Here is a 22,672-nt window from a genome sequence, read left to right as displayed (position 1 = left end):
CCTGGTTCAAAGCGGTGGCGTCTCAGCCTTCCTCCTCCGAGCGGAAGAAATCTCGCTGCCTGCCCATCGGTCCCACATCTGGAAATACAGGCCATAGTTGCCGTTGAAGCGTTTGTGGTGCGCATCGTGGTGGGTGGCGGTGATCATCCAGCGCAGCGGGGCGCGTTTCAGCCAGGACGCGGGCCAAACTTCGCGTCCGGCGTGGTTCAACACGGCCGTGGCGGTCATCAGGGTCAGCAGCGCCAGCGCTACGCCCCAATGGATCGGGAAGAAGAAGGTCAGGGTCGGCAAGAACCAGGCCGTCGCGATCGCTTCGGCCGGATCAAAGGCGAAGGAGGCGAAGGCGCTGGGGTCGCGCGACCGATGATGTTCGGCATGGGCCCAGGGGAAGATGCGCGGGTGGTGCAGCCCGCGGTGGACCCAATAGTAGAAGGCGTCGTGGGCCAGCATGTAGACGATGAAGCTGGCGGGCAACCACCACAGCGGCCAGGCATGAAGATCGTCGTAAATCGCTGTTCCGCCGCGCTTCCAGAGTTCAATGACGAATGCGGCCGGCAAGGCGTAGATCGGGCAGGCGATCAGGGACGCGATGACTTCGGCGCGGATGCGTTTAGCGATAGGCGGCCGGTGGTTCAGCTGGCGCCCCCGTCCCGCTCCGCCCCACAGCAAGCCATGGGTCACGACACCGACCAGCAGATAGCGCACGCCGATGATCATGCTGAGCGCAAGGGTGGTGACGAACAGATCCTTCAACATGGGCGCACAGACGGCGAAACGTCGCGCCGGGTCAAGTCGTGACGCGCGGTCCCCAAAGCGCCTATGATGGAGTCATGTCTTGGCCGACGATGATCCTGCTGTTCCTCGCCACCTTCCTGGGGATGGAGGTCTTCGCCTGGGCGATGCATCGCTATGTCATGCACGGCCTGCTGTGGACCTGGCACCGCAGCCATCATGAGCCGCACGACGACGTGCTGGAAAAGAACGACCTGTTTGCGGGGGTGTTCGCCGCCCCGGCCATCGTCTTCGTCGCCTTGGGTCTGCACGTCTGGCCTTGGGCGCTGCCGATCGGCATGGGCGTGACAGCCTATGGACTGATCTATTTCTTCTTCCACGACGGGCTGGTGCATCGCCGGTTTCCGACGGGGGTCGCTGGGCGCTCGGGGTTCTGGACGCGGCGCATTCAGGCTCACCGGCTGCATCACGCGGTGCGGACACGCGAGGGCTGCGTATCGTTCGGCTTTCTGTGGGTGCGTTCGGCGCGGGCGCTGAAGGCCGAACTGTCTCAGAAACGCGGCGCTTCCAGCAACGGCGCCTGAGCCAGGGCGGCGAGGTCCGCCGACCCGGTGCAGAAACAGGCCAGTCTCAACTGAGCCGCCATCAGATCCAGGTGATCCACCACGGCCTCAGTCGAAGTCAGCGCCGCCTCGAGCACGCCGGCCGCTTGGCCGACCAGACAGGCGCCCAGCCGGATGGCGCGCGCCGCATCCAGCCCGTCGCGGATGCCGCCCGACCCGATCAGATCCAATTCCGGCGCTGCCTGGGCGCAGTCTGCCAGGCTGCGTGCCGTCGGTACGCCCCAGCCGGCGAAGGGCGCGGCCAACGCTTCCGCCCGACCGCCCGTCGCTCGCGCGCCCTCGATCAGGCCCCAGTTGGTGCCCCCCGCCCCGGCCACGTCCAGCGCGGCGACGCCCATGTCCGCCAAGCGACGCGCCACCCCGCCCGACAGGCCGGCGCCCGTCTCCTTGACGATCAGGCGGTCCGGGAACGCCGCCGCGACCCGTTCGATACCCTTCGCCACGCCGCGCCAGTCTCGATCGCCTTCGGGCTGAACCCCTTCCTGCAACGGGTTTAGATGAAGGATCAGGGCGTCGGCGCCGATCATCTCCATGGCCCGCCGCGCCTCGTCGGCGCCATAGCCCAGGGCGAACTGCACGGCGCCCAGATTGGCCAGGATCATCGCATCGGGGGCCCGGCGTCGCAGATCCAGCCCCAGACCCAAGCCCCCGTCGGTCTCCAGCGCGACACGCTGCGAGCCGACCGCCAGAACGACGCCCAGGGCCTGGGCGGCCTCGGCCAACCGCGCATTGATCGCCTCGGCCCGCGACGGCCCGCCGGTCATTGAACTGATCAGGAAGGGCAAGGCGACCCGTCGCCCCAGAAAGCACGTCGCCAGATTGATCGCGTCGTGATCGATATCCGGCAGGGCGTCGTGAACGAAACGGACGGCGTCCAGACCCGATGTCGTCTGGCTGACGCCTCGTCCGGCCCGCACGTGATCGATGTGTTCGTCCTTGCGCCGGATCAAGGCATCGGCGTCGGTGGACATCGCAAACGGCTCCTGGCGGGTTGCATCCGACGCGGTCGTGATGCCGTATGGCATCATAAGGGTTCGGCGCGTGGTCGCAACGCGACGTCGGCGACAGTGGGAGATCTGTATGGCCATCGTCGGCATCCGGCGCCAGACGCCTCTGGCGGGCGCATCTTGCGACCCCGACGATCTGCGTCTGCAGGTTCAGGCGCGTCTGGCTGAGGTTGCCCCGGCGCATGACGGGCTGCTGTCCACAGCAGCCCGCGAGGCCTTGCTGGGACAGGGAAAACGCGTCCGGCCGGTGCTGGCCATGCTAGCGGCGGCGCATGTCGGCGGCGAGCCGGAAGACGCCCTGGACTATGCCTGCGCGCTTGAAATGGTTCATGCCGCGTCATTGGTTCTGGACGATCTGCCTTGCATGGACGACGCCTCGCTACGTCGGGGCCAGCCGACCCTGCACCAACGCCACGGCGAGGATACGGCTGTTCTGGCGGCCGTGGCCCTGTTGAACCAGGCGACACGTCTGGTGCTGCAGACCCCGGCGCCGGCGGAAACGCGACTGGCGTCCCTGGACCTTTTGACGCAGGCGATCGGCTTCGATGGTCTGTCCGAGGGCCAGATGCGCGACCTGCGCGATGACGCGAGGGATCGCGACGAAACCGCCTTGCGCCAGATCAACGATCTGAAAACCAGCGCTCTGTTCGTGGCCACCGTGCGCGGCGGCGGTCTGCTCGGCGGCGGCGATGCGCAGGATCTGGCGCGGCTGTCGGACTTCGGCGCGGCGATCGGCTTCGCCTTCCAGCTTTGCGACGATCTGCTGGATGTCTGTTCGACCGTGGACGCCGTCGGCAAGGACGTGGGTCAGGACGACGACACCACCACCTTCGTCGATCTGTGGGGCGAATGCCGGACACGCGCTGCGGTGCGACAATCCTTGGCCAAGGCGGTCGAGGCGGTCGGCCATGACAGCCCCCTGGCTCTCTATGTCCTGGACCTTTTCCAGCAGGCCGAACTTGGGGTCTGACGTCGCGCCGGCCCTGTCGCTGAGCGGGATCGATGCGGGCTACGACGGCGGATCCGTGCTGAGCGACTTCAGCCTCAGCATCGCTGCGGGCGAGGTCTATGCGCTGCTCGGGGCGAACGGCGCGGGCAAGTCCACGGTGGCGCGTGTCGCCTCGGGTCTGCTGCCCGCTCGGCGCGGGCGTGTCGTCTTAGGTGAGGGCAGCGGACCACGCGGGCGCATCGGGCTGGCGCCGCAGGACAGCGCCCTGTTCCCAGCCCTGTCGCCACGCGAGAACGTCGATGTCACAGCGCGGCTATGCGGCGTGCCGAAGCGCGAGCGCCGCGCCGCTGTGAACCGCGCGCTCGACCTGACCGGCTGCGGCCCACGCGCGGACCAGCCGGTGCGCACCCTGTCCGGCGGCTGGAAACGGCGCGCCAACCTCAGCGCCGCCTTGGTGGGACAACCGCGCCTGCTGATCGCCGACGAACCGACGGAAGGGGTGGATTCGACGACCCGCGGCGTCCTGTCCATCGCGCTGCGCGAAACCGCAAAGGCCGGCGCCGGATGCCTGCTGATCAGTCACGACGCCATCTTCGTCGCCGATACGGCCGACCGGATCGGTGTCCTGGCGCAGGGACGACTGCTGACGGAAGGCGCGCCGAACGCCCTGCTTCATCGCGCCTTCGGCTCGGCCCGGCTGCTCAGCATTCGCCTGACCCGACCGGCGTCGGACCCTGCCGCCCAATGGTTCGCCCAGGCGGGGTTGACCGCGTCCGAGGATCGCCTGGAGTGGCGGCGGCTCTGCGAAGACGCGCTGGCCATCGCCCAGATGCTGGCCGCCGTGGTCGATGGCGAGGATGGCGAGGTCGCCGTGCGCCGCCCCGGCCTGGACGATCTGGTCGCACAGCTGTCGCAGGCTCCGTCATGATGGCGGTGGCGGGCGCCTGGGCGAGAGGGTTCTGGCGCGACCGCGCGGGGGTGATCCTGACCCTGCTGTTGCCGCCCCTGGTCTATCTGCTGTTTGCGGCGATCTTCGGCGCGGGCGCGCGCGGCGACATCGACACGACCGTGGTGCTGCACGACGCGTCGCGCACGCCCGCGACGGCGGCGATCCGCGAGGCGGTGTCGACGGACATGGGCGCGCGTCTTCGCATCATCGATGATCGCGAGGCCTTCGATCGCGCCGTCATCGACGGTCGCGCCGACGCGGGCATACTGATCCGTCCCTCGCCGCAGGGACCGCCAAAGCTGGTGATCGTTTCCGCCGCCGGCCGGGACGTGGCGGCGTCGGCGCTTCAGGCGCGGCTGGAGCCGATGGCCGCCGCCCTGTCGGGTCAGGTCGCACGACCCGCGTCGCGCGTTCAGACCCTCCAGATCGGTCCCCAGGGTGATGTGCAGGCGACCTATTATGCGGGCGCGGTCAGCGTCATGTTCGTCTTCTTCGCCGCCATGCACGGGGCCATGGGCGGGCTGGACGAGCGGCGGTCCGGCCTCCAATCACGCCTGGCCCTGGCGCGCGGCGGCCTCGCGCCCATCCTGGCCGGACGCGCGGCCTGGCTGACGGGGGTGGGCGTGATGCAGTCGGCGGCGGTCTTCGTCGCCGCCTGGGTCAAGCTGCCCGACTTGGAGCCCTGGCAGATGGCGGCGGCGGCGGTCACCGCCTTGGCGGTCGGTTTCTGCGCCGCTGGCCTGGCCCTGGCCCTGACGGCGGCGTGTCGATCGCGTGAGCAAGCCCAGCCGCTGACGACCTTCGTCGTCCTGCTTCTGGCCGCTCTGGGCGGATCGATGGCGCCGCGCTTTTTGATGCCCGAGGCCTTCCGCGACCTCGGCTGGATCACGCCCCACGCCTGGGCGATCGAGGCCTATCAGGCCGTGATCTGGCGCGGCGAATTCACGTCGACCGTCATCGCCGCCTGGGCGGTCATGGCCGGCCTGGGCGCAGGCGGCCTTGCGATCGCCCTGATGTTGGAGAGGCGGCGCGCCGCCCGCTGATCGTCAGACGTGGGTCCACAACGCCGGGCGCGGCGGCGGCTCGCGCCAGGCGTCCAGCGTCTTGCACCACAGGGCGATCAGACCACCCCGCCCCAGCAGCATCAGCTTGCCCGCCTTGTCGACGGACGTCCGCCCATCCCAGGCGGTCACGCCGGCGCGCGACACATGGCGGCCGATCGAACGATAGACGCCGCGCGCCGTGGCGATGGCCCAGGCCGAGCGCGGGTTCAGATCGCGCAACCCCCACCGCGCCGAGGCGTAGAAGGGCTCGGCCGCCGCCACCAGACGCTGGGCCGTCTTGGCCACGGCGGCGCGGTGCTGGGGCTGATCGACCTGATCGCGCGGCACGCCCGCCTCATCCAGCCAGGCGCCGGGCAGATAGACGCGCCCGCCCTTCGCATCCTCGACCACGTCGCGAGCGATGTTCGTCAGCTGGAACGCCAGCCCCAGGTCCTGAGCGCGTCGCAAGGTCGGCGCATCGTCCACCCCCATGATCCGCGCCATCATCACCCCGACGACGCCGGCGACGTGATAGGCATAGTCCAGCGTGTCCTCCAGCGTGTCGTAACGCCGGCCGACCACGTCCATCTCGAACCCCTGCAACAGGTCCATCGCCTCGTCGGCCGGAATGCCGTGGCGCATGGCGACGCGCTGGAAGGCGGTGAAGACGGGGTCCGTCTGCGGCTCACCGGCCAGGGCCGCGGCGGTGCGCAGGCGCAGCTCGTCCAGCTTCTCGCCGGCCAGCACCGGATCGATGCCGACCGCGCCGTGGCCCAGCACCTGGCCGTCGATCTCGTCGTCGCAGTGCCGGCACCAGGAATACAGCATCCAGGCGTCGTCCCTGATCGCCGCCGGGAACAGGCGCGCGGCGGCGGCGAAGCTCTTGGACCCCTGCTCCATCGACTGGCGGCTGTGATCCAGGACGGCATCAGTCATGCCGGCTGCCTCGCGTCCTCGATCATCAGGACGGCGGTGGCCTTGGCCGATCCGACCACGCCCGGCACGCCCGCGCCGGGATGGGTGCCGGCGCCCACGAAATAGAGGTTGGGGATCTGATCGTCGCGGTTATGCACCCGGAACCAGGCGCTCTGGGTCAGGATCGGCTCAAGCGAGAAGGCCGAACCCTGGTGGGCATTCAGTTGGTCGCGGAAATCGACCGGCGTGAAGATCCGGCAGGTATCCAGGTCCGCCGTCAGGCCGGGGATGTAGCGTTCTTCCAGATAGGCCAAAATCCGGTCGCGATAGCGCGGTCCCTCGACCTCCCAGTCGATGTCCGCCGAGGCGAGGTGCGGCACGGGCGCCAGAACATAGAAGGCGTCGCAGCCTTCCGGCGCCAGTGATGGATCGGTCCGCGTGGGCGCATGTAGATACAGCGAGAAGTCGTCGGGCAGGTCCGGCCCCTTGAAGATTTCGGCGATCAGTTCGCGATAGCGCGGCCCGAACAGCACCGTGTGGTGGCGCACCTCCGGGTGAACCCGCTTAAGGCCGAAATAGATAACGAACAGCGACATGGAGTGACGCCGCGACGCCAGCTTGGCGCCCTCCTTCTGACCGCGCGGTTCCTGACCCAACAGGCGCTGATAGGTGTGAACCACGTCGGCGTTGGAGGCGACCATGTCGAAGGCCAGCGTCTCGCCGTTTACGACCACGCCGGTCGCGCGACCGTTCGCCATGGTGATGCGCTCGACCGGACTGTTCAGCCGGACTTCCCCGCCAAGATCCTTGAGCAGACGCACCATGGCCTGGATCAGGGCGCCGGTGCCGCCACGGGGGAACCAGACGCCCCAGCGCCGCTCCAACGCATGGATCAAGGCATAAATTGACGAGGTCGCGAACGGATTGCCGCCGACCAGCAGGGAGTGGAAGCTGAACGCCTGGCGCAGGTGCTCGTCCTGAATATAGCTGGCGACCTTGTCATAGACCGACCGCCAGGCCTGAAGCCGCATCAGCTCCGGCGCCGCCTTGACCATGCTGGCGAAGTCCAGGAACGGCACGGCGCCCAGCTTCAGATAGCCTTCCTTCAACAGGTCCTGCGAATAGGCCAGAAACTTGCGATAACCTTCCTTGTCGGCCGGATTGCGCGCCACGATCTGGCGGTCCAGCTCGTCCTGATCGTTGACGTAGTCGAAGACGTCGCCGTCTTCCCAGCACAGCCGATAGAAGGGCGCGACCGGCAGCAGTTCGACATAGTCCGACAGCTTACGCCCGCTGGCCTCAAACAGTTCCTCCAGCGCTGACGGGTCGGTGATGACGGTGGGACCGGCGTCGAAGGTATAGCCCTTGTCCTTGAAGACGTAAGCCCGGCCGCCCTCCAGATCGCGGGCCTCGAACACCGTGGTCTGAATGCCCGCCGACTGCAGCCGTATGGCCAGCGACAAGCCTCCGAAGCCCGATCCGATTACAGCAGCCCGCATCACGCACGTCCTTTTTCGACCAGACAGGTCAGTGCGGCGCCGATCGGCACCGGGGGTTTTCCGCTCAGAATCCGCGCCTTGTCGGCGAGTGTGGATCCCGCAGCGTAGAAGCGTTCGACCAAAGGCTGGGGCAGACGATAGAACCGCTCCAGCACCTTGTATCGCTCATCGGGCCGCGCCGCACGGAATAGCATCCGGTTCAGCAACCGATAAAAACCTCGTCCGGCCCATACGTCATGCGCATGGCGGCGGATGTCCTCGGCGACCGTCGTCGGCTCGAAATCCCGCGCCAATCGGTCGGCCAGGCGCACGGCGTCCGGCAGGGAATAGCCGGTGGTCGGGTGAAACAGCCCGGCTCGCAGGCCGCTGAGCGCCGTCGGCCCCATCCGCGACAAATGCGCGCCGATGTCGCCGTCGAGCGCGACGGGCAGGACGCCGTCTTCCTCACGCAATACCGTCTCGATCTCCCAGCCTTGCGCGCGGGCGTAATCCAGCACGCCCTGCCGGAACGCCTCGCGATCCAGCGCATCGCCGTCTGTGTAGCGCGTGTCCTCGATCAGCAGCGTGCGATCATCGAACGGCAGGGTGTAAAGAAACCGATAGCCCCCGGCCTGATCGACGCAGGCATCCATGACGATGGGCGTGGTCAGGCCATGCGGCGCCGCCAGCCGCACCTCCAGCCCGACGAACTTCTGGAAACCCAGCGCCAGATCCGGCGTCGCGGTCGGCCCACGCCCATCGATCACCGCCTTGGCGCCCAGACGCCGTCCATCAGCCAGTACCGCTTCGGTCGGCGACACCGAAGCGACCGGCGCACCCAGCATGATCTTTCCGGGCAAGGCCGCCTCGATCACCGCCGCGAACCGTTCGGCCGTGACGCTGCAATAGGGGGTCGACAGCGCCCGTTCGAACTGAGGAAAACGGACGCTGTATCCTGGCCAGCGATGCACCATCAAGGGCGCGATCCAATCGCGCTGCGCTTGCGTCAGGTCGCTGTCGAAGAAGGACCAGGTGTGGACCCCGCCCAGGGTCTGCGCAGCCTCGACGATCCGCACGTCCAGATCAGGACGGACCTGTGACAGCCGCAGCGCCAGCAGGCCATTGGCCAGGCCGCCGCCGACCAGCAAAAGGTCCGGCGCGGAAGTGTCAGAGGCGTCGACCTGCATTGCAGACAGGTGGCACGCGCGGACGCATGCGGCAAGCGAACAGGATGCTTACCGGGCCGCGATGCGCTAAGTGTCGCGCCATGTCCGCCGTCACGCCAATGTCACGGGTCGTCCCGAACCAGGCCCTGATCGGTCTGACGCTGGCTGGCCTGATCGCGACGGCCTGGCTGAGCCTGCATATCTACGGCGTCTATTTTCATCGCTGGACGATGTGGAGCATCCTGACCGTTCCGCTAATCGTCGCTGTCCAGACCTGGCTGTCCGTCGGCCTGTTCATCGTCGCCCACGACGCCATGCACGGCTCTCTGGCTCCGGGACGCCCTCGGCTGAACACGGCGATCGGCAGCCTGGCGCTGGGCCTCTACGCCGGTTTTCGTTTTGCGCCGTTGAAGACGGCGCACCACGCTCATCATGCCGCGCCCGGCACGGCGGACGACCCCGACTTTCACGCCGACGCCCCGCGCGCCTTCCTGCCCTGGTTCTACGGCTTTTTCCGCACCTATTTCGGCTGGCGCGAGTTGGCCGTTCTGACGGTGCTCGTGGCCGTCGCAGTGCTGATCCTTGGCGCCCGCATGCCCAATCTTCTGGTCTTCTGGGCCGCGCCCGCCCTGCTCTCGGCGCTACAGCTTTTCACATTCGGCACCTGGCTGCCTCACAGGCATACCGACGACGCCTTCCCCGACCACCACAACGCCCGCACCAGCCCCTTCGGCCCGATCCTGTCGTTGCTGACCTGCTTCCACTTCGGCCGCCACCACGAACACCACCTGACCCCCTGGAAGCCCTGGTGGCGCCTGTTCAGCTAGCCGTCCATTGCGGTCGTTTTCAACGGCGACATGACGCGCGAAGCCAACTGACCCTTTGCGCGGCGGGTAGCTGCCATCGGCCCATATTCTGAGAGGAATGGCGGAGACGGAGGGATTCGAACCCTCGGTACCCCTTACGGGGTACGACGATTTAGCAAACCGTTGCCTTCAGCCACTCGGCCACGTCTCCTGCGAGGGCGTCGATAGCGGAGGCTGATGCGTCGCGCAATCCGGTTCGAGAGAAAGCGTCCACGTTAACGCGACATAGAGGCCAAAGCGGCAGTATCGCGGCCATCATTCGCCCCCCGATCGCTCCTGGATCGCCTGTTGCTCGACCGCCCCGCCAGTCTCGCCGCCGACACGCCACTGAAAAGCCGGTCGTCGCGCGGGCCGTTCCGCCCGGAAATCTGGCTGAATGCGCGCGAGCGATCGTCCGTACGTCTGTCGGCGCATTATTTCCGGCTGATCGACGTGCTGATGGTCTGTGGGCTAGCATTCAGCGCGGTCCTGGCGATCCAGCCAACGGGCTTGGCTTTGATCACCGTCGGCGACGCCGCGCCTGTGGTCATCGGCGCCGTTTTGGTGCTCGTTTTGATGCGCGCGCTTCAGCTTTATCGATTCGGGCGCGACACGCCTTGGCCTCTGCACATGGCGGGCGTTGCAGGCGTGGGCGTCGTCTCGGCCAGCGTGGCGCTCGTGCTGGGTTGGCTGCTAGACCGCCCGGCGCTGGACGTCATTGCGCCCTGGGCGCTGACGACGACGGCCGCCCTGGCGCTGTTGCACGGATTGTGGCTGGTCGTCATTGCGCGGTGGCGTCGGCTGGGCGTGCTGTCGCCCAACATCGTCATCGTCGGCGCGACCCGACACGCGCGACGTCTGATCGAACAGGCGCTTGAGCGGCGTGACATGAATGTGCTGGGCGTGTTCGACGACCGGCTGGCCCGATCGCCCGACAGCGTCGCCGGCGTGCCGGTGCTGGGGACCGCCAAGGCCCTGCTGACCCACCGCCTGACGCCCTATGTCGACCGGATCGTGCTGGCCATCGATCCAGATGCGGGCCAGCGCGTGCGCGACCTGACGCAGACCTTGAATGCGCTGCCCAATCCGCTGACGGTCCTGGTTGATTCAGAACTGGGTCGCGATGGACTGCTGAACAGGCTGGCCAATGCGCCGCTCGCGCCTCTGGATGGTCCTGCCAACCCGGACCGCCGCGCCTTCAACAAGCGGATCCAGGATCTGGTGATCGGCGCCGCAGCCCTGGTCGTCGCTGCGCCCATCATGGCCCTGGTCGCTCTGGCGGTGAAGCTGGACAGTCCCGGCCCCGTCTTCTTCCGCCAGCGCCGTCATGGCTTCAATCACGAGACCATTGTCGTGTGGAAGTTCCGCTCCATGCGCCACGCCGCCGCCGATGCGACCGCAAGCCGCCAGGTCTGCGCCGACGACGACCGCGTAACCCGCGTGGGCCGTTTCATTCGCGCCACCAGCCTGGATGAACTGCCCCAGATCTTCAACGTCCTGTCCGGCGAGATGTCCCTGGTCGGCCCCCGCCCTCACGCCATCGGCATGAAGACCGGCGAGACCGAGTCCGCCCTGCTGGTCGCCGAATACGCCCATCGCCACCGTATTAAGCCGGGCATGACCGGCTGGGCCGCCATCAAGGGCTCGCGCGGGCCGGTGGACACCGAGGCGCAGGTGCGCGAGCGCGTTCAACTGGACATCGAATATATCGAGCGCCAGTCCTTCTGGCTGGACCTGTGGGTCATCGCCGTCACCATCCCCGTCCTGCTGGGCGACCGGGCGGCCGTGCGTTGAGCGAGAAGCGCATGTTCTGGCGCGGGGTCTGGGGCTATCTGCCGGCTCAGATCGTCCAGGGAGTGGTTGGGTTCCTGACCATCTTCGTCTTCACGCGCCTGCTGAGCGCCGACGACTTCGGCCATTACGCCCTGGCGTTTTCGGTGACGACGCTAGCCCACACCGTGACCTTCACCTGGCTGGAGGCGTCGATGGCGCGCTTCTGGGCGGCCGAGCGCACGCCCGAGGGCATGGCGACCCATTTCGCCAGCCTATACCGCACGTCGTTCACGATCATCGCCGTCTTCACCCCGATCGCGGCCCTGAGCGTGTGGCTCGCGCCGCTGACGCCTGTGTTCAAGATCGCCGTCGCCTTCGGCCTGGCCGGCGCGCCGGTGCGCAACCTCGCCAAGCTGGCGCAGGAGCGGTATCGCGCGGCGGGCGAGGTATCGAAATCCGCCGCCGTGGATATCGGGGTCGCCGTATTGGGGTTCCTGGTCGGGGCCGGGTTCGCCCTGGCCGGCGCCGGCTCCGCATCGCCTCTGCTGGGCCTGGCCATCGCGCCCCTTTTCGCCCTGCCCTTCATCCTGCCGGGCGAGTTGCGACAGGCCGGTGGCGGAACCGTGGATCGCACGCGGCTGAAGGCCTATGCCCTCTACGGCTATCCGATCGCGGCGTCGCTGACGCTGGCGCTGGTGCTGGCCTCGACGGATCGGTTTCTGCTGGCCGCCTTCATGGATGCGGCGGCAGTCGGCGCCTATCACGCCAGCTACAGCCTGGCGAACCGGACGCTGGACGTCATCTTCATCTGGCTCGGGGCGGCCGGGGCGCCGGCCATGGTCATGGCGTTGGAGCGCGGCGGGCGCGAGGCGCTGCGTCAAACCGCCATCGAACAGGGTTCGACCCTGATCCTGATCGGCCTGCCCGCCGCCGTCGGCCTGTCACTCGTCGCGCGACCGCTGGCAGAGCTGATGATCGGCCAGGATCTGCGCGCCGCCGCCGCCCTGGTCACGCCGTGGATCGCGGCCTCGTCCTTCCTGTCGGGCATGATCGCCTATTATTTCGGCTTCGGCTTCACGCTGGGCAAGAAGACAGGACTGCTGCTGGTGACGATGGCGATCCCGGCGCTTTGCAACGTTGCGCTGAACCTGGTGCTGATCCCCCGCATGGGCGTGACGGGCGCCGCGGTCTCAACCGCCGCCAGCTTCGCCATCGGCCTGATCGCCTGCATCCTGCTCAGCCGCCGCGCCATCGCCCTGCCGATGCCGTGGGACGCGTTGATCCGTTGCGGGATCGCGTCCGCCGTCATGGCCGGGGTCGTCTGGTTGCTGCCGCCGCTTGGCGGTTTCTTGGAGCTGATGATGGACGCGAGCGTGGGCGGCCTCGTCTATGCCGTCGTCGCCCTGACGCTGAACGCCGCAGGCGTGCGTGACGTGCTGCTGCGCCTGATCCGCACGCGCCGGAGCGTGACGGCATGAGCGCCCAGATCCACGACAACGCCGCCTGGTCTCAGGCGATGCCGACGATTTCGGTCCTGATCCCCTTTTTGCGTGACGATCCGCAAGGTTTGGTGCGCCAGCTGGACACTGAGGCCCCGGCGCTCGCAGGCGCCATCGAGCTGATTCTGCTGGACGACGGCACCGCCGACGCCGATCTGACGGCGCGGCTTCAGGCGACCCTCGACACATTGCGCCTGCCCGTGCGCCTGATCAGCCTGGTCGCCAACGAGGGTCGCGCCAGGGGACGAAACCGCCTGACCACCGCCGCCCGGGGCGAGACCTATCTGTTCCTCGACAGCGACATGCGGCCCGACACCCCCGTTTTCCTACAAACCTGGGTCCGCCTCATCGCCCAGGATGCGCCCGCCGTGGCCTTTGGCGGCTTCTCGCTCGATCAGGCCCCGACCGACGCACCGTTCGCCGTCCACCGCGCGCTGTCCGGCGCCTCGGAATGCCTCCCGGCGTCCCAGCGCGCCCTGACGCCTGCGAAATACGTCTACACCTCCAATCTGCTGGTGCGCCGCGATGTGTTCGCCGCGGAATCCTTTGATCCCGGTTTCAGCGGCTGGGGCTGGGAGGACGTGGAGTGGGCCATGCGTGTCTCGCGCCGCTTTCCGGTCGTCCACATCGACAATCCGGCCACCCATATGGGCCTGGATACAGTAGAGGATCTGGCGCGCAAGTTCGATCAGGGCGCCGGCAACTTCGCCCGCGTCGTCGCCCTGCATCCCGCCATCGTCCAGACCTATCCCAGCTATAAGGCCGCGCGCGCCCTGAAACGCCTGCCCGCCCTGCCCCTGATGCGCCGTCTGATGAAACAGGCCGCCCTGACGACGGCCCTGCCGGTCAAGGCGCGCGCCTTCGCGCTCAGGCTCTACCGCGCCGCCGTCTATGCGGACGCCGTCTGACCATGCGCGATGTCGCCGTCATCATCCCGACCCTGCGCCGCCCCGACAGCCTGGAGCGCGCCCTGCGATCCGTTTTCGGCCAGACCGGATCGCTGGATCGTGTCGCCGCCATCGTCGTCGCCGACAATGACCCTCAAGGTTCCGCCGCCGCCCTGATCGAACGGCTGCGCGCCGAGGCGCCCGTCCTCCTGACCTACGCCCACGCCCCCATCCCCGGCGTGGCGACGGCGCGCAACATCGGCCTGTCCGCCACCGACGCGCCCCTAATCGCCTTTCTGGACGACGACGAAGCCGCCTCTCCCGGCTGGCTTGCCGCCCTGCTGAGCGCCCAAGCCCAGACCGGCGCCGATGTCGTCTTTGGCCCCATTCGCGGGCGGGTGCCGGAAAACACCGGCTGGACCACCACCTATCTGGAGCGGTTCTTCGGCCGCGAGGGCCCGCGCGAGACTGGTCTGACCGACGTCATCCACGGCTGCGGCAACAGTCTGATGGTGCGCGCGACCGCCCTGCCCGGCGACGCGCCTTTCGATGTCGCCATGAACGAGACGGGCGGCGAGGACGACCGGCTGTTCACCGCCCTGTCGGCGCACGGCGGCCGCTTCGGCTGGGCCGCCGACGCCTGGGTGGACGAGTTCGCACCGCCCCACCGCGCCACGCTGAACTACGCCCTGACCCGCGCCTTCGCCTATGGCCAGAGCCCGACGCAGATGGCAGCCGACCGCCGCGACTGGCCCGGCGTCGTCAAATGGATGCTGGTCGGCTTAGTCCAGACCAGCGTGTGGGGCGCCGCTTCCCTAATAGCCGTCCTGCTGCGCCGTCCCGACCGCGCCCACACCTACGATCGCTGCGCCCAAGGGCTCGGCAAGGTCTTCTGGACCAAGGGCTTCGAGCCGAAGCTTTACGGCGCGGCAATGCTGAACCGCCCCACGGCCTGATCAGCGGATCGGCATATAGCGGCAGGTGAAGTTAGGATCGCCGCTCATCAGGCTGGGCTTAAGGTGGATGTACAGGCGTTCGGCGCCCGCAACGTCGTCCAACGCAAACGCCTGTTCGGCCTCATACATCTCGTCTCGGTGCGCGTCCGTCCAACCCTTGGCCAGTTTGATAGCCCGCGCCTTGGCCGCCGGCAGGCTGTCGGCGACGACGAAGACATTGCGGTGCTGCTCGGCGAACGCCACGCCGTCGTAGCCGCCCAGGTTGACGTAGTAGAGTTTTTCCTTGCCCTGATAGGGCGTCGGCGACAGACTGACCTCATAGCCGTCTGCCTGCGAAATCTCCGACCAGCAATCGATGTGCAAGGTCCCTTCGCGTCCCCACCACTGCGCAAGCAAGGCGTCTTTCGTTGCTTCGATCGTGGAGGCGACAAGGAAGCGCATATCGTGCACCTCGATATTGGCGCCGGGGTGCTCCCCGCCGATGTAGATCGCAAACAGCTTCATTCGTCCTCGCGTCAGGCCGCCGTGTCGGCTTGGTCGACCGCAGGCTTTGCGGTATTCAGGATCAACGCCAGTCGCCGACCGACGATCCCGCCCATTTCGTGCGAACTGGTGATCCCTTGCGCGAAGGGATGCCGCCCCATGAGGAACGGCAGGCTGAGACAGAACAGACGATCCATCGGCAGAGGCGCATCGACCGGCCGGAACAGGTCATCGACCGCAATCCCCCGGATCACGTCGGGCGCATCGTTGGCGACCTCATCTCGAACGATCCCCTGCTCCAGTAGGGACAGGAACGGAAACTGGATGCCGCTCAGGGCCGCTTGCCCGGTCGCCTCGATGAAGGTCGGGAAGTGGCTTGTCGTGTCGCCGATCGTCACGCGGGCGCCGCCTTCAGGACAGCGCGTGTCCACCTCGTGATCGTCGCCCAAGGCGATGACGTCTAGCCGTCCGGCGGCGTGCAGCGCCAACATCCGCTCGATCGATTCGTGCGGCACTCCGGCGTAGATATCGACGAAGATCGGCTTGAAAGAGCGGCTGAACCGCTCGAACTCGGCGCTGTCCAGATGGGGCACGATGACGGCGACGATCTCATGCATGCGCAGAATGCCGTCGCGCCAGGCCACCGTCACCTGTGCGGCATGGTTCGCCTGCGCCTCCTTTAGGTTCGCGGCCGCCCAGATGAAGGGATCGACCGATGCGCGCCGCGCGAAATACCTCTCGGCGAAGGTTTCCAGCGTCGCGTCATGCAATCCGGTTTCGGCAGCGTAGTCGGGATCCAGATGGATCAGCTCCGCTCGAAAAAGGTCGAACACGGCGTCCAGCAGCCCGTCAGGACCGCGCGCCACAGCCGCAGCGACAGCCTCGGGCGTGCAATAGGTCAGCGGACCATGCGGCAGCGGAAAATAGAAGTCCGCCTCGGGCAGCAGACCCTTTCGCGACATCATGGCGATGAGCAAATCTTCGGTATCCGGCGCGGGCTGATAGATCAGCCGATCATCCCGCCGAACGAAGTCCCCGTGCGACGTGGCCAAGGCGACGGCCGCATCGATGGCCGTCAACGACGACCCCCGAATACCGATGCGTGTCGCCGGAACATCCGCGAGGTCAGATGCAGGCCATGGGCTGAGGAAATATCCGGGCTGGGCGCCCGGCCGCGACGGCCACTGGTGACCGGTCGCCAGAACAACGTGGTCGAATACAGCCTTGGCGACCTTCCGCGACGGCGGCGATGTGAAGGTCAGCTCGATCCCGTCCTTGCGATTCGCTGCATCGATAACCCTGCATCCCGTCCGCACATCGATTTCGACGCCCTTGGCGCGGGCCTGCTGAACCAGCGTGGCGAACTGGCTTTCGAAATATCGCCCCAGGGCGACACGCGGGACGAAGGTGCGCTCATCAAGCGACGCCCCATCTACGTCCAGCTCTTCGAGTTCGGCCGGAGTATGCTTCGCCAGCCAGTCGGCCAGCGTGTCCTGCAACGGGGGGATTTCGATGCTGGCGATGTTGGCCAGCATCGCCGGATCGTTCCACTCGAGGCTGTAGGGGCTGCCGCAGCCAGCCGTCTCGCGCGCCTCGAACACCGTGACCCGCGCCGAAACGACGCCTTGGGACATCAGGGCATGGAGGGCGTAGAGCGTCGTCGGCCCCGCTCCGACGAATGCGACGGACTTTGTCATGGCCACACAATGCGTAACGCACGCAAAGGCGCCGCATCCGCGTTCGATTTGAACGCAACCGTTTCATTTTCTTGCCGAACGTGCGGAATCGGACGCCTCAAACGTCGGCTAGGAACGGCTTCAGCCCATCAGCCGCTGCAGAAAACCCGGCGCCTTGTAAGTCGAACGGTTCATGACCACGCCGGCGATCTTGCCCCCCACAGCCTCGATCTCGTCGCGCAAGATGACCGGCGCATGGGCGGCGGTGCTTTCGGCGGCGATCACCAGAACCGTCATGTCCACGAAGGGGGCCAGGATGATCGCCATGTCGTTGCGATCGGCGGCGGGCGCGTCGATGACGATGGTGTCGGCGTGGGGTCGCAAGGCCTCCCAGTAGCGGGGCTCTCCGACGGCCTCAACCCGGTGCCCGGATCGCAGCGCCTCCATGTGGAAATGCGTGACCCACAGCCGGCCGCCCAGGCAAGACCGCGCCGTCAGCAGCCGCGAATCCGGCACCGGCTTGCCGTCGCGCCCGGTAACGCGCGGCGTCACAGCGTAAAAGCTGGATCCGTCAGGCGAGCCATGCGCCGCCTTGCCGACCTGACCGAAACGATCCGGTTCAGCCGACACCGTCTCCAACTGTCCCTGTTGCGTCAGATCGCCGTCGATCAGCCAGACGGGCTTGCGCGCCCGCACCGCGGCCAGCCGCGCGAACTCGCGCGCCACGGTCGAGACGCCCTCGCCGGTCGCAGCGGAGGCGAACTGGATCACGCGCGCACGGTGCGCCGGCGCCGGTCCCAGCGTCGCCCACAGGCCCGCCATTTCTGAAGTCAGATCGACCATCGAATCGCCAAGGCGCTCCCTAAGCCCTCAGCCTAGCACGAGTTTCGCTAGGCCGCCTTGGCCGGCGCGACCGCCAGGACCGGCATGTCCAGCGTGCGGCTGACCGAGGCCGGGGTCGTGAAGCCGCGCCGCGTAAACACGCGCAACAGGCCGACACACAGGGCGGTGAAACCCGCGAACAGGAAGACCGCCGCCAGCAGCGGGATCTTCAGGCTTTTGCCCGTCGCCGGCGGCTGGGCGCGTTCGATGACTGTAACGTTGTCGGCGCCGGCGGCGACCAAGGCGTTGTCGGCGCGGCTCTGGGTCTCGCGCTGCTGGAACTCCCGGATGGAGGCGCTCAGCACTTCGCGATTGCCGGCCAGGGTTGTGTTCTCGGATTCCAACGCCGTCAACCGCGCCTGCCGCGACCGGATATCGGCCAGCTGTCGGTCCAGAACCGCCAGACGCGCCGCCAGCGAGTCGCGCTCGGCCCGGGTGTTGATCCGCGTGGTTTCCAGCTCGGTCCAGACAGGGTTCGGCCCGGTGCGGACCTCCTTGGCCCCGACGGCCGTGCCGGTCGCGACATAGGCTTGCAGCTGATTGATCCGCGCCTCGATGTCCTTCACCGGCTGGGCGTCGGGCTGATAGCGCGACAACAGCTGCTCGCGCTCGGTGCGCAGTTGCAGCACCTGGTCCTGGGCCGAGATATTGAGATCCTGCTGCAGCGCCACTTCCGCCGGTGTTCCCGCCTGCTGCGCCACCAGGGTGTTGAGCCGCTGGGCGGTCTGGTTCAGCTGGCTCTGTGTCGACATCCGGTCGGTGAAGACCGTCTGATAGGTTGCGGCCAGCGTCGCCTTGGCCGCGGTGAAGTCGCCGATGTCATTGGACGCCAGGAAGGCCTCATAAGCCCGGTCCGCATTGCCGAGTTCATCTTCGAAGGCGATGCGTTGGCTGGCGATAGCCGGCGTCTTGTCCTGGAAGACTTCGCGGCGATAGATCAGATATTGCTCGATGATCGTGTTCAGGACCCGGGCCGCCCGTTCGGGATCGTCGGCCTTATAGGTCAGGTGGATGACCGCGCTGCCCGGCGCCGTGGCGACGCCCAGGCCGCCACCGACGGCCTTCAGCGCAGCGGACCGCGCGGCCTGCGGACTGCCCTTGGGTGGCTCGCCCAGGATGGCGGCGGGGCCTAGGGCCTCGACCACCTTCTGGCGAACGGCGCTTGAACCCAGAATGGCGGCTTCGGAGTTGGCGACCTCGTCGCCCTGCGGCGCCTGGCCCCGCTCGGCCGTACCGACGCGCGGCTGATAGACGTATTCCTGACCCACGCCTGCAAACACCGAGCCGGTGGCGGTGTAGCTCTTCTTCAGCGTCATGGCGGCGGCGAACCCCAGCCCCAGGATCACCACGAAGACGACGATCATCAGCAGCAGTTCGCGGAACAACAGGCCGATCACGTCCAGAACACCGTAGCGCGGCCTTGTGGTGACGTGTGCGGTGGAGCGCATCGGGCGGGCCGAATCCCTTGAAAGGCGTGTAGTCCTCACCCTTCGCCCACCGGCGTTAACCGATGATTACCCATAACCGGCGACGTTGCCTGATATCCCCCGTCGAGGCCGACCGATTCCCATGCTGACCGATCGCCGCCTGTTTTTGCTGACCCTGGGTTCAGCCTCCATCGCCGCCTCTCTGGCGGCCTGCAGCGGCGTCGGCGGCGTTCGCGATCCTCGGCGCGCCGACCGGTCGCCCTACGACGAGCTTTCCGGCCTGCCCTTCGCCCCCTGGACGGACCAGGAGCCGGAATATCTGCTGTATCCCGGCGACGAGATCGAGGTGGCGACGCCGACGGCCTCGGAGCTGACGCGCACGCTCAAGGTCGGTCCCGATGGTCGCATCGCCCTGCCCCTGATCGGATCAGTCATGGCGGCGGATCGCACCCTGCCCCAGCTTCAGCAGGTCGTCTCGGCGGCCTATGCGTCACAGCTGGTGCGCCCTGTTGTCGAGGTCACACTGCGCCAGGCCGGCCCGATCCGCGTTTGGGTCGATGGCGAGGTGCGCAACCCGGGCGTCTTCGAAATGATCGGCGATCTGGACGCCTATCAGGCGGTTATTCAGGCCGGCGGGTTCGCCCCGACCTCGCGTCAGGACAGCGTTGCCCTGATCCGTCGCGGGCCCGGCGGTTCGCGCATGATGCGGGTGGTGGACCTGCGTCCGCGTCGTGGCGAGGTCGTGCCCTTGCGGCGTGGCGACATCGTCTTCGTGCCGCGTTCGACGCTGGGCGAACTGGCGGCCTTCTTCACCCAGGTGCGCGCCGCCCTGCCGATCGGCTTCAGCTATTCGATCAACGGATCGAACGGCAACGGCTACGCACAGTTCTGAGCCCGTCGTTTAGGCGACCAGCTGAACCACGCCCTGGTCGATGTAGCGTCGCGCGGCCTTCTGGGCTTCGGCGATCTCCTCGCGTTCCATCTCCAGGCTCATCTCGCGGCGATAGACGCGCGCCTCGATCGAACCCTTCATGGCCGCCAGATTGAAGATCATGTGGGCCGACACCCGGTCCATCGGGCAACCGCCCGATCCGGCCGAATACATCATGCCCAGTTTGAACAGGTCGTCGCCGGACATGTCCGGGGTCGGCAGCGGCAGACCGTCGTCATTGGCCTGCAGGTCGTGCGCCATTTCTTGCGCGTTCATCACCGTATCTCCTGATCGGGCGCCATTCTGGGCCCGCCTCTGAGACGCCATCAAATACCGGTGGTTTGAAGTTAAAGTTAACAACGAAAAGCCGCGCTAGGACTTTTCAGTAAAGCAGAAATGAATACTTCCGGCAGGATTCAGACCTCGGAAATCTCTGATAATCTCTCGTTCACGCCTCACCGACGCGGCCCACGAGCGCATCGCAAACCTGACGCGATCGTTCAGCGGGCATTCAGGCGCAAAACCCGACCTTGCTCATCATTAACGGGTCGGTTCGGCACATCCGTCGGCGGCCCAGAATGGAGCACGAAGATGAACCGCCTCACCAAGGCCGCCGTCGTCGCCCTCGCCCTGTCGACCACGGCTGTGCCGATGCTCGTCCAGGCCCAGGACCGCGACCGCCGCGAGTATCGTCAGGATCGTCGGGACGACCGCCGCGACTTCCGCCAGGAACGCCGTGAAGATCGCCGCGACTGGCGCGACGGTCGCTATGACAGCCGCCAGGACTATCGTCGTGACCGCCGCGACGACCGCCGGGACTACTGGGCGGAACGCCGGGACGATCGTCGCGATTGGCGCAACGACCGCTGGGACCGCAACAACAGCAATTGGTGGCGCGGCCGCTCGGACTTCCGAGGCTATAACGGTCCGCGCGCAGGTTACTGGTACGCCCCCAGCTATGGCTACTACCGGGTGGAGCCGCGCTACAGCAACTATCGCTGGCGAACCGGCGGATATCTGCCCCACCAGTATCGCAACTACTATGTCCGCGACCCCTATGTTTACGGTCTTCGCGAAGCGCCGCGCGGCTATCGCTACGTCCACGCCGGCAACGATATCCTGTTGATCGCTGTGGCCAGCGGCCTGATCGCCAGCGTCCTCTCGGGCGTCTATTAAGCCTCGTCATAACCGGACGATCGAACCCCGCAGGTCTTGCCTGCGGGGTTCTGCGTTTTCGGACAGTCCCTTGATTGCGAACAGTGTTCAGCCTGGGTTCATCGCCACGGATCGATGATCGTCTCAAGCCGCCGGAGACCCGGCGTGCAGGAACCAAAGACCATGAAACGCCTCCTGATGGCTTTCACCGCCATCGCCGCCGTCGCCGGCCCGCTTGCAGTTCCGATGCAAGCCCTCGCCCAGGAACAGGACCAGGCTCAGCAGGAGCGGCCGCAGCGCGAAGGGCGGGCACGCGGCATGAACCGGCCCGAGCGCCCGCAGATGGGTCGTGAAGACGGACCGCGCGAGCCTCGACCCGAACGCCCCAGCCGCCCCGCAAACGATACGCCCCGTCCCGAGCGCCCGTCGGATAGCGAACGGCCCAATGCTGGCGGCCAACGTCCGGATCGTCCCGAAGGCGGATGGTCTCGGCCTGATCGCCCCAACACCGGCGGCCAGCGTCCCGACCGGCCCGAAGGCGGCTGGAACCGTCCCGATCGCCCCAACGCCGCCGGCCAGCGTCCCGACCGGCCCGAAGGCGGATGGAACCGGCCTGATCGCCCCAACACCGGCGGCCAACGTCCGAACCGCCCCGAAGGCGGATGGAACCGGCCTGATCGCCCCAACACCGGCGGACAACGTCCGGACCGACCCGAAGGCGGCTGGAACCGTCCTGATCGTCCGAACACCGGCGGCCAACGTCCAGACCGACCCGAAGGCGGCTGGAACCGACCCGATCGGCCCGACCGCCCAAATGCGGGCGGTCAACGCCCCGACCGTCCCGGAAACGGCTGGAACCGTCCCGACCGTCCGGGCTCGGGCTGGAACAACGGTCGTGACCGCGACCGTCAGCACCGCGAGTTCCGCCAGCGCTTCAACGGCGATCAATGGCGGCGCGACTTCTATCGCAGCCACCGCTCGGACTGGTGGCGCAATGATCGGCGCTTCAGGGGTTACAACGGCGTGCGCGCCGGCTTCTACTTCGCGCCGGGCTGGGGCTACTACAGCGTGCCGCGCTCCTACTGGGGCCGGTCGTGGTCGGTCGGCCAGTATCTGCCGGACGTCTTCTGGCGCTATCAACTGAACGACTGGCGCACCTACGGCCTAGGCTATCCGCCGGAGGGCACACGCTGGGTCTCGGTCGACAACACCCTGTATCTGATCGACGAATACGACGGCTACATCATCGACGTCATCCGCGACGCCTGGCGCTGGTAAGAACAAAGGCCCGGAGAG

22 protein-coding genes and 1 tRNA gene are annotated in these 22,672 nt (G+C 67.3%); 12 read left to right on the top strand and 11 right to left on the bottom strand.

The annotated features are described in order from the left end of the window. Positions 1-6: 6 nt before the first annotated feature. Entirely contained in the window at positions 7-756 is a 750-nt protein-coding gene (locus HNP47_RS01995; protein ID WP_184277955.1) for a sterol desaturase family protein, read from the bottom strand. 74 nt (positions 757-830) lie between these two features. On the opposite strand from HNP47_RS01995, the gene HNP47_RS01990 reads away from it, so the two are divergent. After that, positions 831-1,316 (top strand): sterol desaturase family protein, encoded by a 486-nt coding sequence (locus HNP47_RS01990; RefSeq protein ID WP_184277953.1) that lies wholly within the window; start codon positions 831-833, stop codon positions 1,314-1,316. Here the strand turns inward: HNP47_RS01990 and fni are convergent. Next, complete coding sequence (gene fni / locus HNP47_RS01985; protein WP_184277943.1) at positions 1,283-2,326, bottom strand: type 2 isopentenyl-diphosphate Delta-isomerase; 1,044 nt, start codon at positions 2,324-2,326, stop codon at positions 1,283-1,285. The genes HNP47_RS01990 and fni overlap by 34 nt on opposite strands. 109 nt (positions 2,327-2,435) lie before the next feature. Here fni and HNP47_RS01980 point away from each other — a divergent pair, with 109 nt between their 5' ends. The 3 genes from HNP47_RS01980 to HNP47_RS01970 are packed head-to-tail and all read left to right on the top strand — an operon-like array spanning position 2,436 to position 5,303. Continuing rightward, on the top strand, positions 2,436-3,332 hold the full coding sequence (locus tag HNP47_RS01980) for a polyprenyl synthetase family protein (protein WP_184277941.1): 897 nt from the start codon (positions 2,436-2,438) through the stop codon (positions 3,330-3,332). Beyond that, positions 3,322-4,239 (top strand): ABC transporter ATP-binding protein, encoded by a 918-nt coding sequence (locus HNP47_RS01975; RefSeq protein ID WP_184277939.1) that lies wholly within the window; start codon positions 3,322-3,324, stop codon positions 4,237-4,239. The genes HNP47_RS01980 and HNP47_RS01975 overlap by 11 nt, the downstream gene beginning before the upstream one ends. Continuing rightward, a complete protein-coding gene (locus HNP47_RS01970; protein WP_184277937.1) occupies positions 4,236-5,303 on the top strand; it encodes an ABC transporter permease in 1,068 nt (355 codons plus the stop codon). Before HNP47_RS01975 ends, HNP47_RS01970 begins: the two co-directional genes overlap by 4 nt. A 3-nt stretch (positions 5,304-5,306) precedes the next feature. On the opposite strand, the gene HNP47_RS01965 is transcribed toward HNP47_RS01970, so the two are convergent. The 3 genes from HNP47_RS01965 to crtY are packed head-to-tail and all read right to left on the bottom strand — an operon-like array spanning position 5,307 to position 8,883. Continuing rightward, positions 5,307-6,239, bottom strand: a complete 933-nt coding sequence (locus HNP47_RS01965; protein WP_045811647.1) for a phytoene/squalene synthase family protein — start codon at positions 6,237-6,239, stop codon at positions 5,307-5,309. Further along, entirely contained in the window at positions 6,236-7,717 is a 1,482-nt protein-coding gene (locus HNP47_RS01960) for a phytoene desaturase (RefSeq protein ID WP_184277935.1), read from the bottom strand. The genes HNP47_RS01965 and HNP47_RS01960 overlap by 4 nt, the downstream gene beginning before the upstream one ends. Beyond that, positions 7,717-8,883: a lycopene beta-cyclase CrtY gene (crtY, locus tag HNP47_RS01955; protein ID WP_184277933.1), complete on the bottom strand. Its 1,167-nt coding sequence runs from the start codon at positions 8,881-8,883 to the stop codon at positions 7,717-7,719. The genes HNP47_RS01960 and crtY overlap by 1 nt, the downstream gene beginning before the upstream one ends. Positions 8,884-8,963: 80 nt before the next feature. Between crtY and HNP47_RS01950 the strand changes: the two genes are divergently transcribed. Next, entirely contained in the window at positions 8,964-9,689 is a 726-nt protein-coding gene (locus tag HNP47_RS01950) for a fatty acid desaturase (RefSeq protein ID WP_260394565.1), read from the top strand. Positions 9,690-9,787: 98 nt separating this feature from the next. Here HNP47_RS01950 and HNP47_RS01945 read toward each other — a convergent pair. After that, positions 9,788-9,879 (bottom strand) — tRNA-Ser (locus HNP47_RS01945). Between the two features lie 137 nt (positions 9,880-10,016). Between HNP47_RS01945 and HNP47_RS01940 the strand changes: the two genes are divergently transcribed. The 4 genes from HNP47_RS01940 to HNP47_RS01925 are packed head-to-tail and all read left to right on the top strand — an operon-like array spanning position 10,017 to position 14,822. Further along, on the top strand, positions 10,017-11,501 hold the full coding sequence (locus HNP47_RS01940; protein ID WP_184277931.1) for an exopolysaccharide biosynthesis polyprenyl glycosylphosphotransferase: 1,485 nt from the start codon (positions 10,017-10,019) through the stop codon (positions 11,499-11,501). Then, positions 11,498-12,958 (top strand): lipopolysaccharide biosynthesis protein, encoded by a 1,461-nt coding sequence (locus tag HNP47_RS01935; RefSeq protein WP_311770001.1) that lies wholly within the window; start codon positions 11,498-11,500, stop codon positions 12,956-12,958. The genes HNP47_RS01940 and HNP47_RS01935 overlap by 4 nt, the downstream gene beginning before the upstream one ends. Next, complete coding sequence (locus tag HNP47_RS01930; protein ID WP_184277923.1) at positions 12,955-13,887, top strand: glycosyltransferase family A protein; 933 nt, start codon at positions 12,955-12,957, stop codon at positions 13,885-13,887. Before HNP47_RS01935 ends, HNP47_RS01930 begins: the two co-directional genes overlap by 4 nt. A 2-nt stretch (positions 13,888-13,889) precedes the next feature. Continuing rightward, on the top strand, positions 13,890-14,822 hold the full coding sequence (locus HNP47_RS01925; RefSeq protein WP_184277921.1) for a glycosyltransferase family 2 protein: 933 nt from the start codon (positions 13,890-13,892) through the stop codon (positions 14,820-14,822). Here the strand turns inward: HNP47_RS01925 and HNP47_RS01920 are convergent, their stop codons facing one another. The 4 genes from HNP47_RS01920 to HNP47_RS01905 form a co-directional block, all read right to left on the bottom strand. Beyond that, positions 14,823-15,326, bottom strand: coding sequence for a DUF1543 domain-containing protein (locus HNP47_RS01920; RefSeq protein ID WP_184277919.1), 504 nt, complete (start codon positions 15,324-15,326; stop codon positions 14,823-14,825). It lies immediately after the preceding gene. Between the two features lie 11 nt (positions 15,327-15,337). Further along, positions 15,338-17,002: an FAD/NAD(P)-binding protein gene (locus HNP47_RS01915; RefSeq protein WP_184277917.1), complete on the bottom strand. Its 1,665-nt coding sequence runs from the start codon at positions 17,000-17,002 to the stop codon at positions 15,338-15,340. 120 nt (positions 17,003-17,122) lie between these two features. Continuing rightward, positions 17,123-17,824, bottom strand: a complete 702-nt coding sequence (locus tag HNP47_RS01910) for a hfsB (protein WP_184277915.1) — start codon at positions 17,822-17,824, stop codon at positions 17,123-17,125. A 47-nt stretch (positions 17,825-17,871) separates the two neighbouring features. Continuing rightward, positions 17,872-19,311 (bottom strand): chain-length determining protein, encoded by a 1,440-nt coding sequence (locus HNP47_RS01905; RefSeq protein ID WP_066551296.1) that lies wholly within the window; start codon positions 19,309-19,311, stop codon positions 17,872-17,874. Between the two features lie 121 nt (positions 19,312-19,432). Between HNP47_RS01905 and HNP47_RS01900 the strand changes: the two genes are divergently transcribed. Further along, on the top strand, positions 19,433-20,182 hold the full coding sequence (locus HNP47_RS01900) for a polysaccharide biosynthesis/export family protein (protein WP_184277913.1): 750 nt from the start codon (positions 19,433-19,435) through the stop codon (positions 20,180-20,182). 9 nt (positions 20,183-20,191) lie between these two features. On the opposite strand, the gene HNP47_RS01895 is transcribed toward HNP47_RS01900, so the two are convergent. Continuing rightward, on the bottom strand, positions 20,192-20,497 hold the full coding sequence (locus HNP47_RS01895) for a sel1 repeat family protein (RefSeq protein WP_153922793.1): 306 nt from the start codon (positions 20,495-20,497) through the stop codon (positions 20,192-20,194). A gap of 315 nt (positions 20,498-20,812) precedes the next feature. Between HNP47_RS01895 and HNP47_RS01890 the strand changes: the two genes are divergently transcribed. Together HNP47_RS01890 and HNP47_RS16240 are read left to right on the top strand one after the other, a co-directional pair. Then, positions 20,813-21,397: an RcnB family protein gene (locus HNP47_RS01890; RefSeq protein ID WP_184277911.1), complete on the top strand. Its 585-nt coding sequence runs from the start codon at positions 20,813-20,815 to the stop codon at positions 21,395-21,397. Positions 21,398-21,559: 162 nt separating this feature from the next. Beyond that, complete coding sequence (locus tag HNP47_RS16240; protein WP_260394564.1) at positions 21,560-22,654, top strand: RcnB family protein; 1,095 nt, start codon at positions 21,560-21,562, stop codon at positions 22,652-22,654. Positions 22,655-22,672 lie beyond the last annotated feature (18 nt).

This window comes from Brevundimonas vesicularis (genome assembly GCF_014204545.1).
Taxonomy (GTDB): Bacteria; Pseudomonadota; Alphaproteobacteria; order Caulobacterales; family Caulobacteraceae; genus Brevundimonas; species Brevundimonas vesicularis_B.
This window is presented reverse-complemented; position numbering and strand designations above follow the sequence as displayed.

What these genes read in the sequence shown, in the direction of transcription:
- HNP47_RS01995 (WP_184277955.1), bottom strand. Translation starts at nt 756, where the DNA reads ATGTTGAAGGATCTGTTCGTCACCACCCTTGCGCTCAGCATGATCATC.
- HNP47_RS01990 (WP_184277953.1), top strand. Translation starts at nt 831, where the DNA reads ATGTCTTGGCCGACGATGATCCTGCTGTTCCTCGCCACCTTCCTGGGG.
- fni (WP_184277943.1), bottom strand. Translation starts at nt 2,326, where the DNA reads ATGTCCACCGACGCCGATGCCTTGATCCGGCGCAAGGACGAACACATC.
- HNP47_RS01980 (WP_184277941.1), top strand. Translation starts at nt 2,436, where the DNA reads ATGGCCATCGTCGGCATCCGGCGCCAGACGCCTCTGGCGGGCGCATCT.
- HNP47_RS01970 (WP_184277937.1), top strand. Translation starts at nt 4,236, where the DNA reads ATGATGGCGGTGGCGGGCGCCTGGGCGAGAGGGTTCTGGCGCGACCGC.
- HNP47_RS01965 (WP_045811647.1), bottom strand. Translation starts at nt 6,239, where the DNA reads ATGACTGATGCCGTCCTGGATCACAGCCGCCAGTCGATGGAGCAGGGG.
- HNP47_RS01960 (WP_184277935.1), bottom strand. Translation starts at nt 7,717, where the DNA reads ATGCGGGCTGCTGTAATCGGATCGGGCTTCGGAGGCTTGTCGCTGGCC.
- crtY (WP_184277933.1), bottom strand. Translation starts at nt 8,883, where the DNA reads ATGCAGGTCGACGCCTCTGACACTTCCGCGCCGGACCTTTTGCTGGTC.
- HNP47_RS01950 (WP_260394565.1), top strand. Translation starts at nt 8,964, where the DNA reads ATGTCCGCCGTCACGCCAATGTCACGGGTCGTCCCGAACCAGGCCCTG.
- HNP47_RS01930 (WP_184277923.1), top strand. Translation starts at nt 12,955, where the DNA reads ATGAGCGCCCAGATCCACGACAACGCCGCCTGGTCTCAGGCGATGCCG.
- HNP47_RS01925 (WP_184277921.1), top strand. Translation starts at nt 13,890, where the DNA reads ATGCGCGATGTCGCCGTCATCATCCCGACCCTGCGCCGCCCCGACAGC.
- HNP47_RS01920 (WP_184277919.1), bottom strand. Translation starts at nt 15,326, where the DNA reads ATGAAGCTGTTTGCGATCTACATCGGCGGGGAGCACCCCGGCGCCAAT.
- HNP47_RS01915 (WP_184277917.1), bottom strand. Translation starts at nt 17,002, where the DNA reads ATGACAAAGTCCGTCGCATTCGTCGGAGCGGGGCCGACGACGCTCTAC.
- HNP47_RS01910 (WP_184277915.1), bottom strand. Translation starts at nt 17,824, where the DNA reads ATGGTCGATCTGACTTCAGAAATGGCGGGCCTGTGGGCGACGCTGGGA.
- HNP47_RS01905 (WP_066551296.1), bottom strand. Translation starts at nt 19,311, where the DNA reads ATGCGCTCCACCGCACACGTCACCACAAGGCCGCGCTACGGTGTTCTG.
- HNP47_RS01900 (WP_184277913.1), top strand. Translation starts at nt 19,433, where the DNA reads ATGCTGACCGATCGCCGCCTGTTTTTGCTGACCCTGGGTTCAGCCTCC.
- HNP47_RS01895 (WP_153922793.1), bottom strand. Translation starts at nt 20,497, where the DNA reads ATGAACGCGCAAGAAATGGCGCACGACCTGCAGGCCAATGACGACGGT.
- HNP47_RS01890 (WP_184277911.1), top strand. Translation starts at nt 20,813, where the DNA reads ATGAACCGCCTCACCAAGGCCGCCGTCGTCGCCCTCGCCCTGTCGACC.
- HNP47_RS16240 (WP_260394564.1), top strand. Translation starts at nt 21,560, where the DNA reads ATGAAACGCCTCCTGATGGCTTTCACCGCCATCGCCGCCGTCGCCGGC.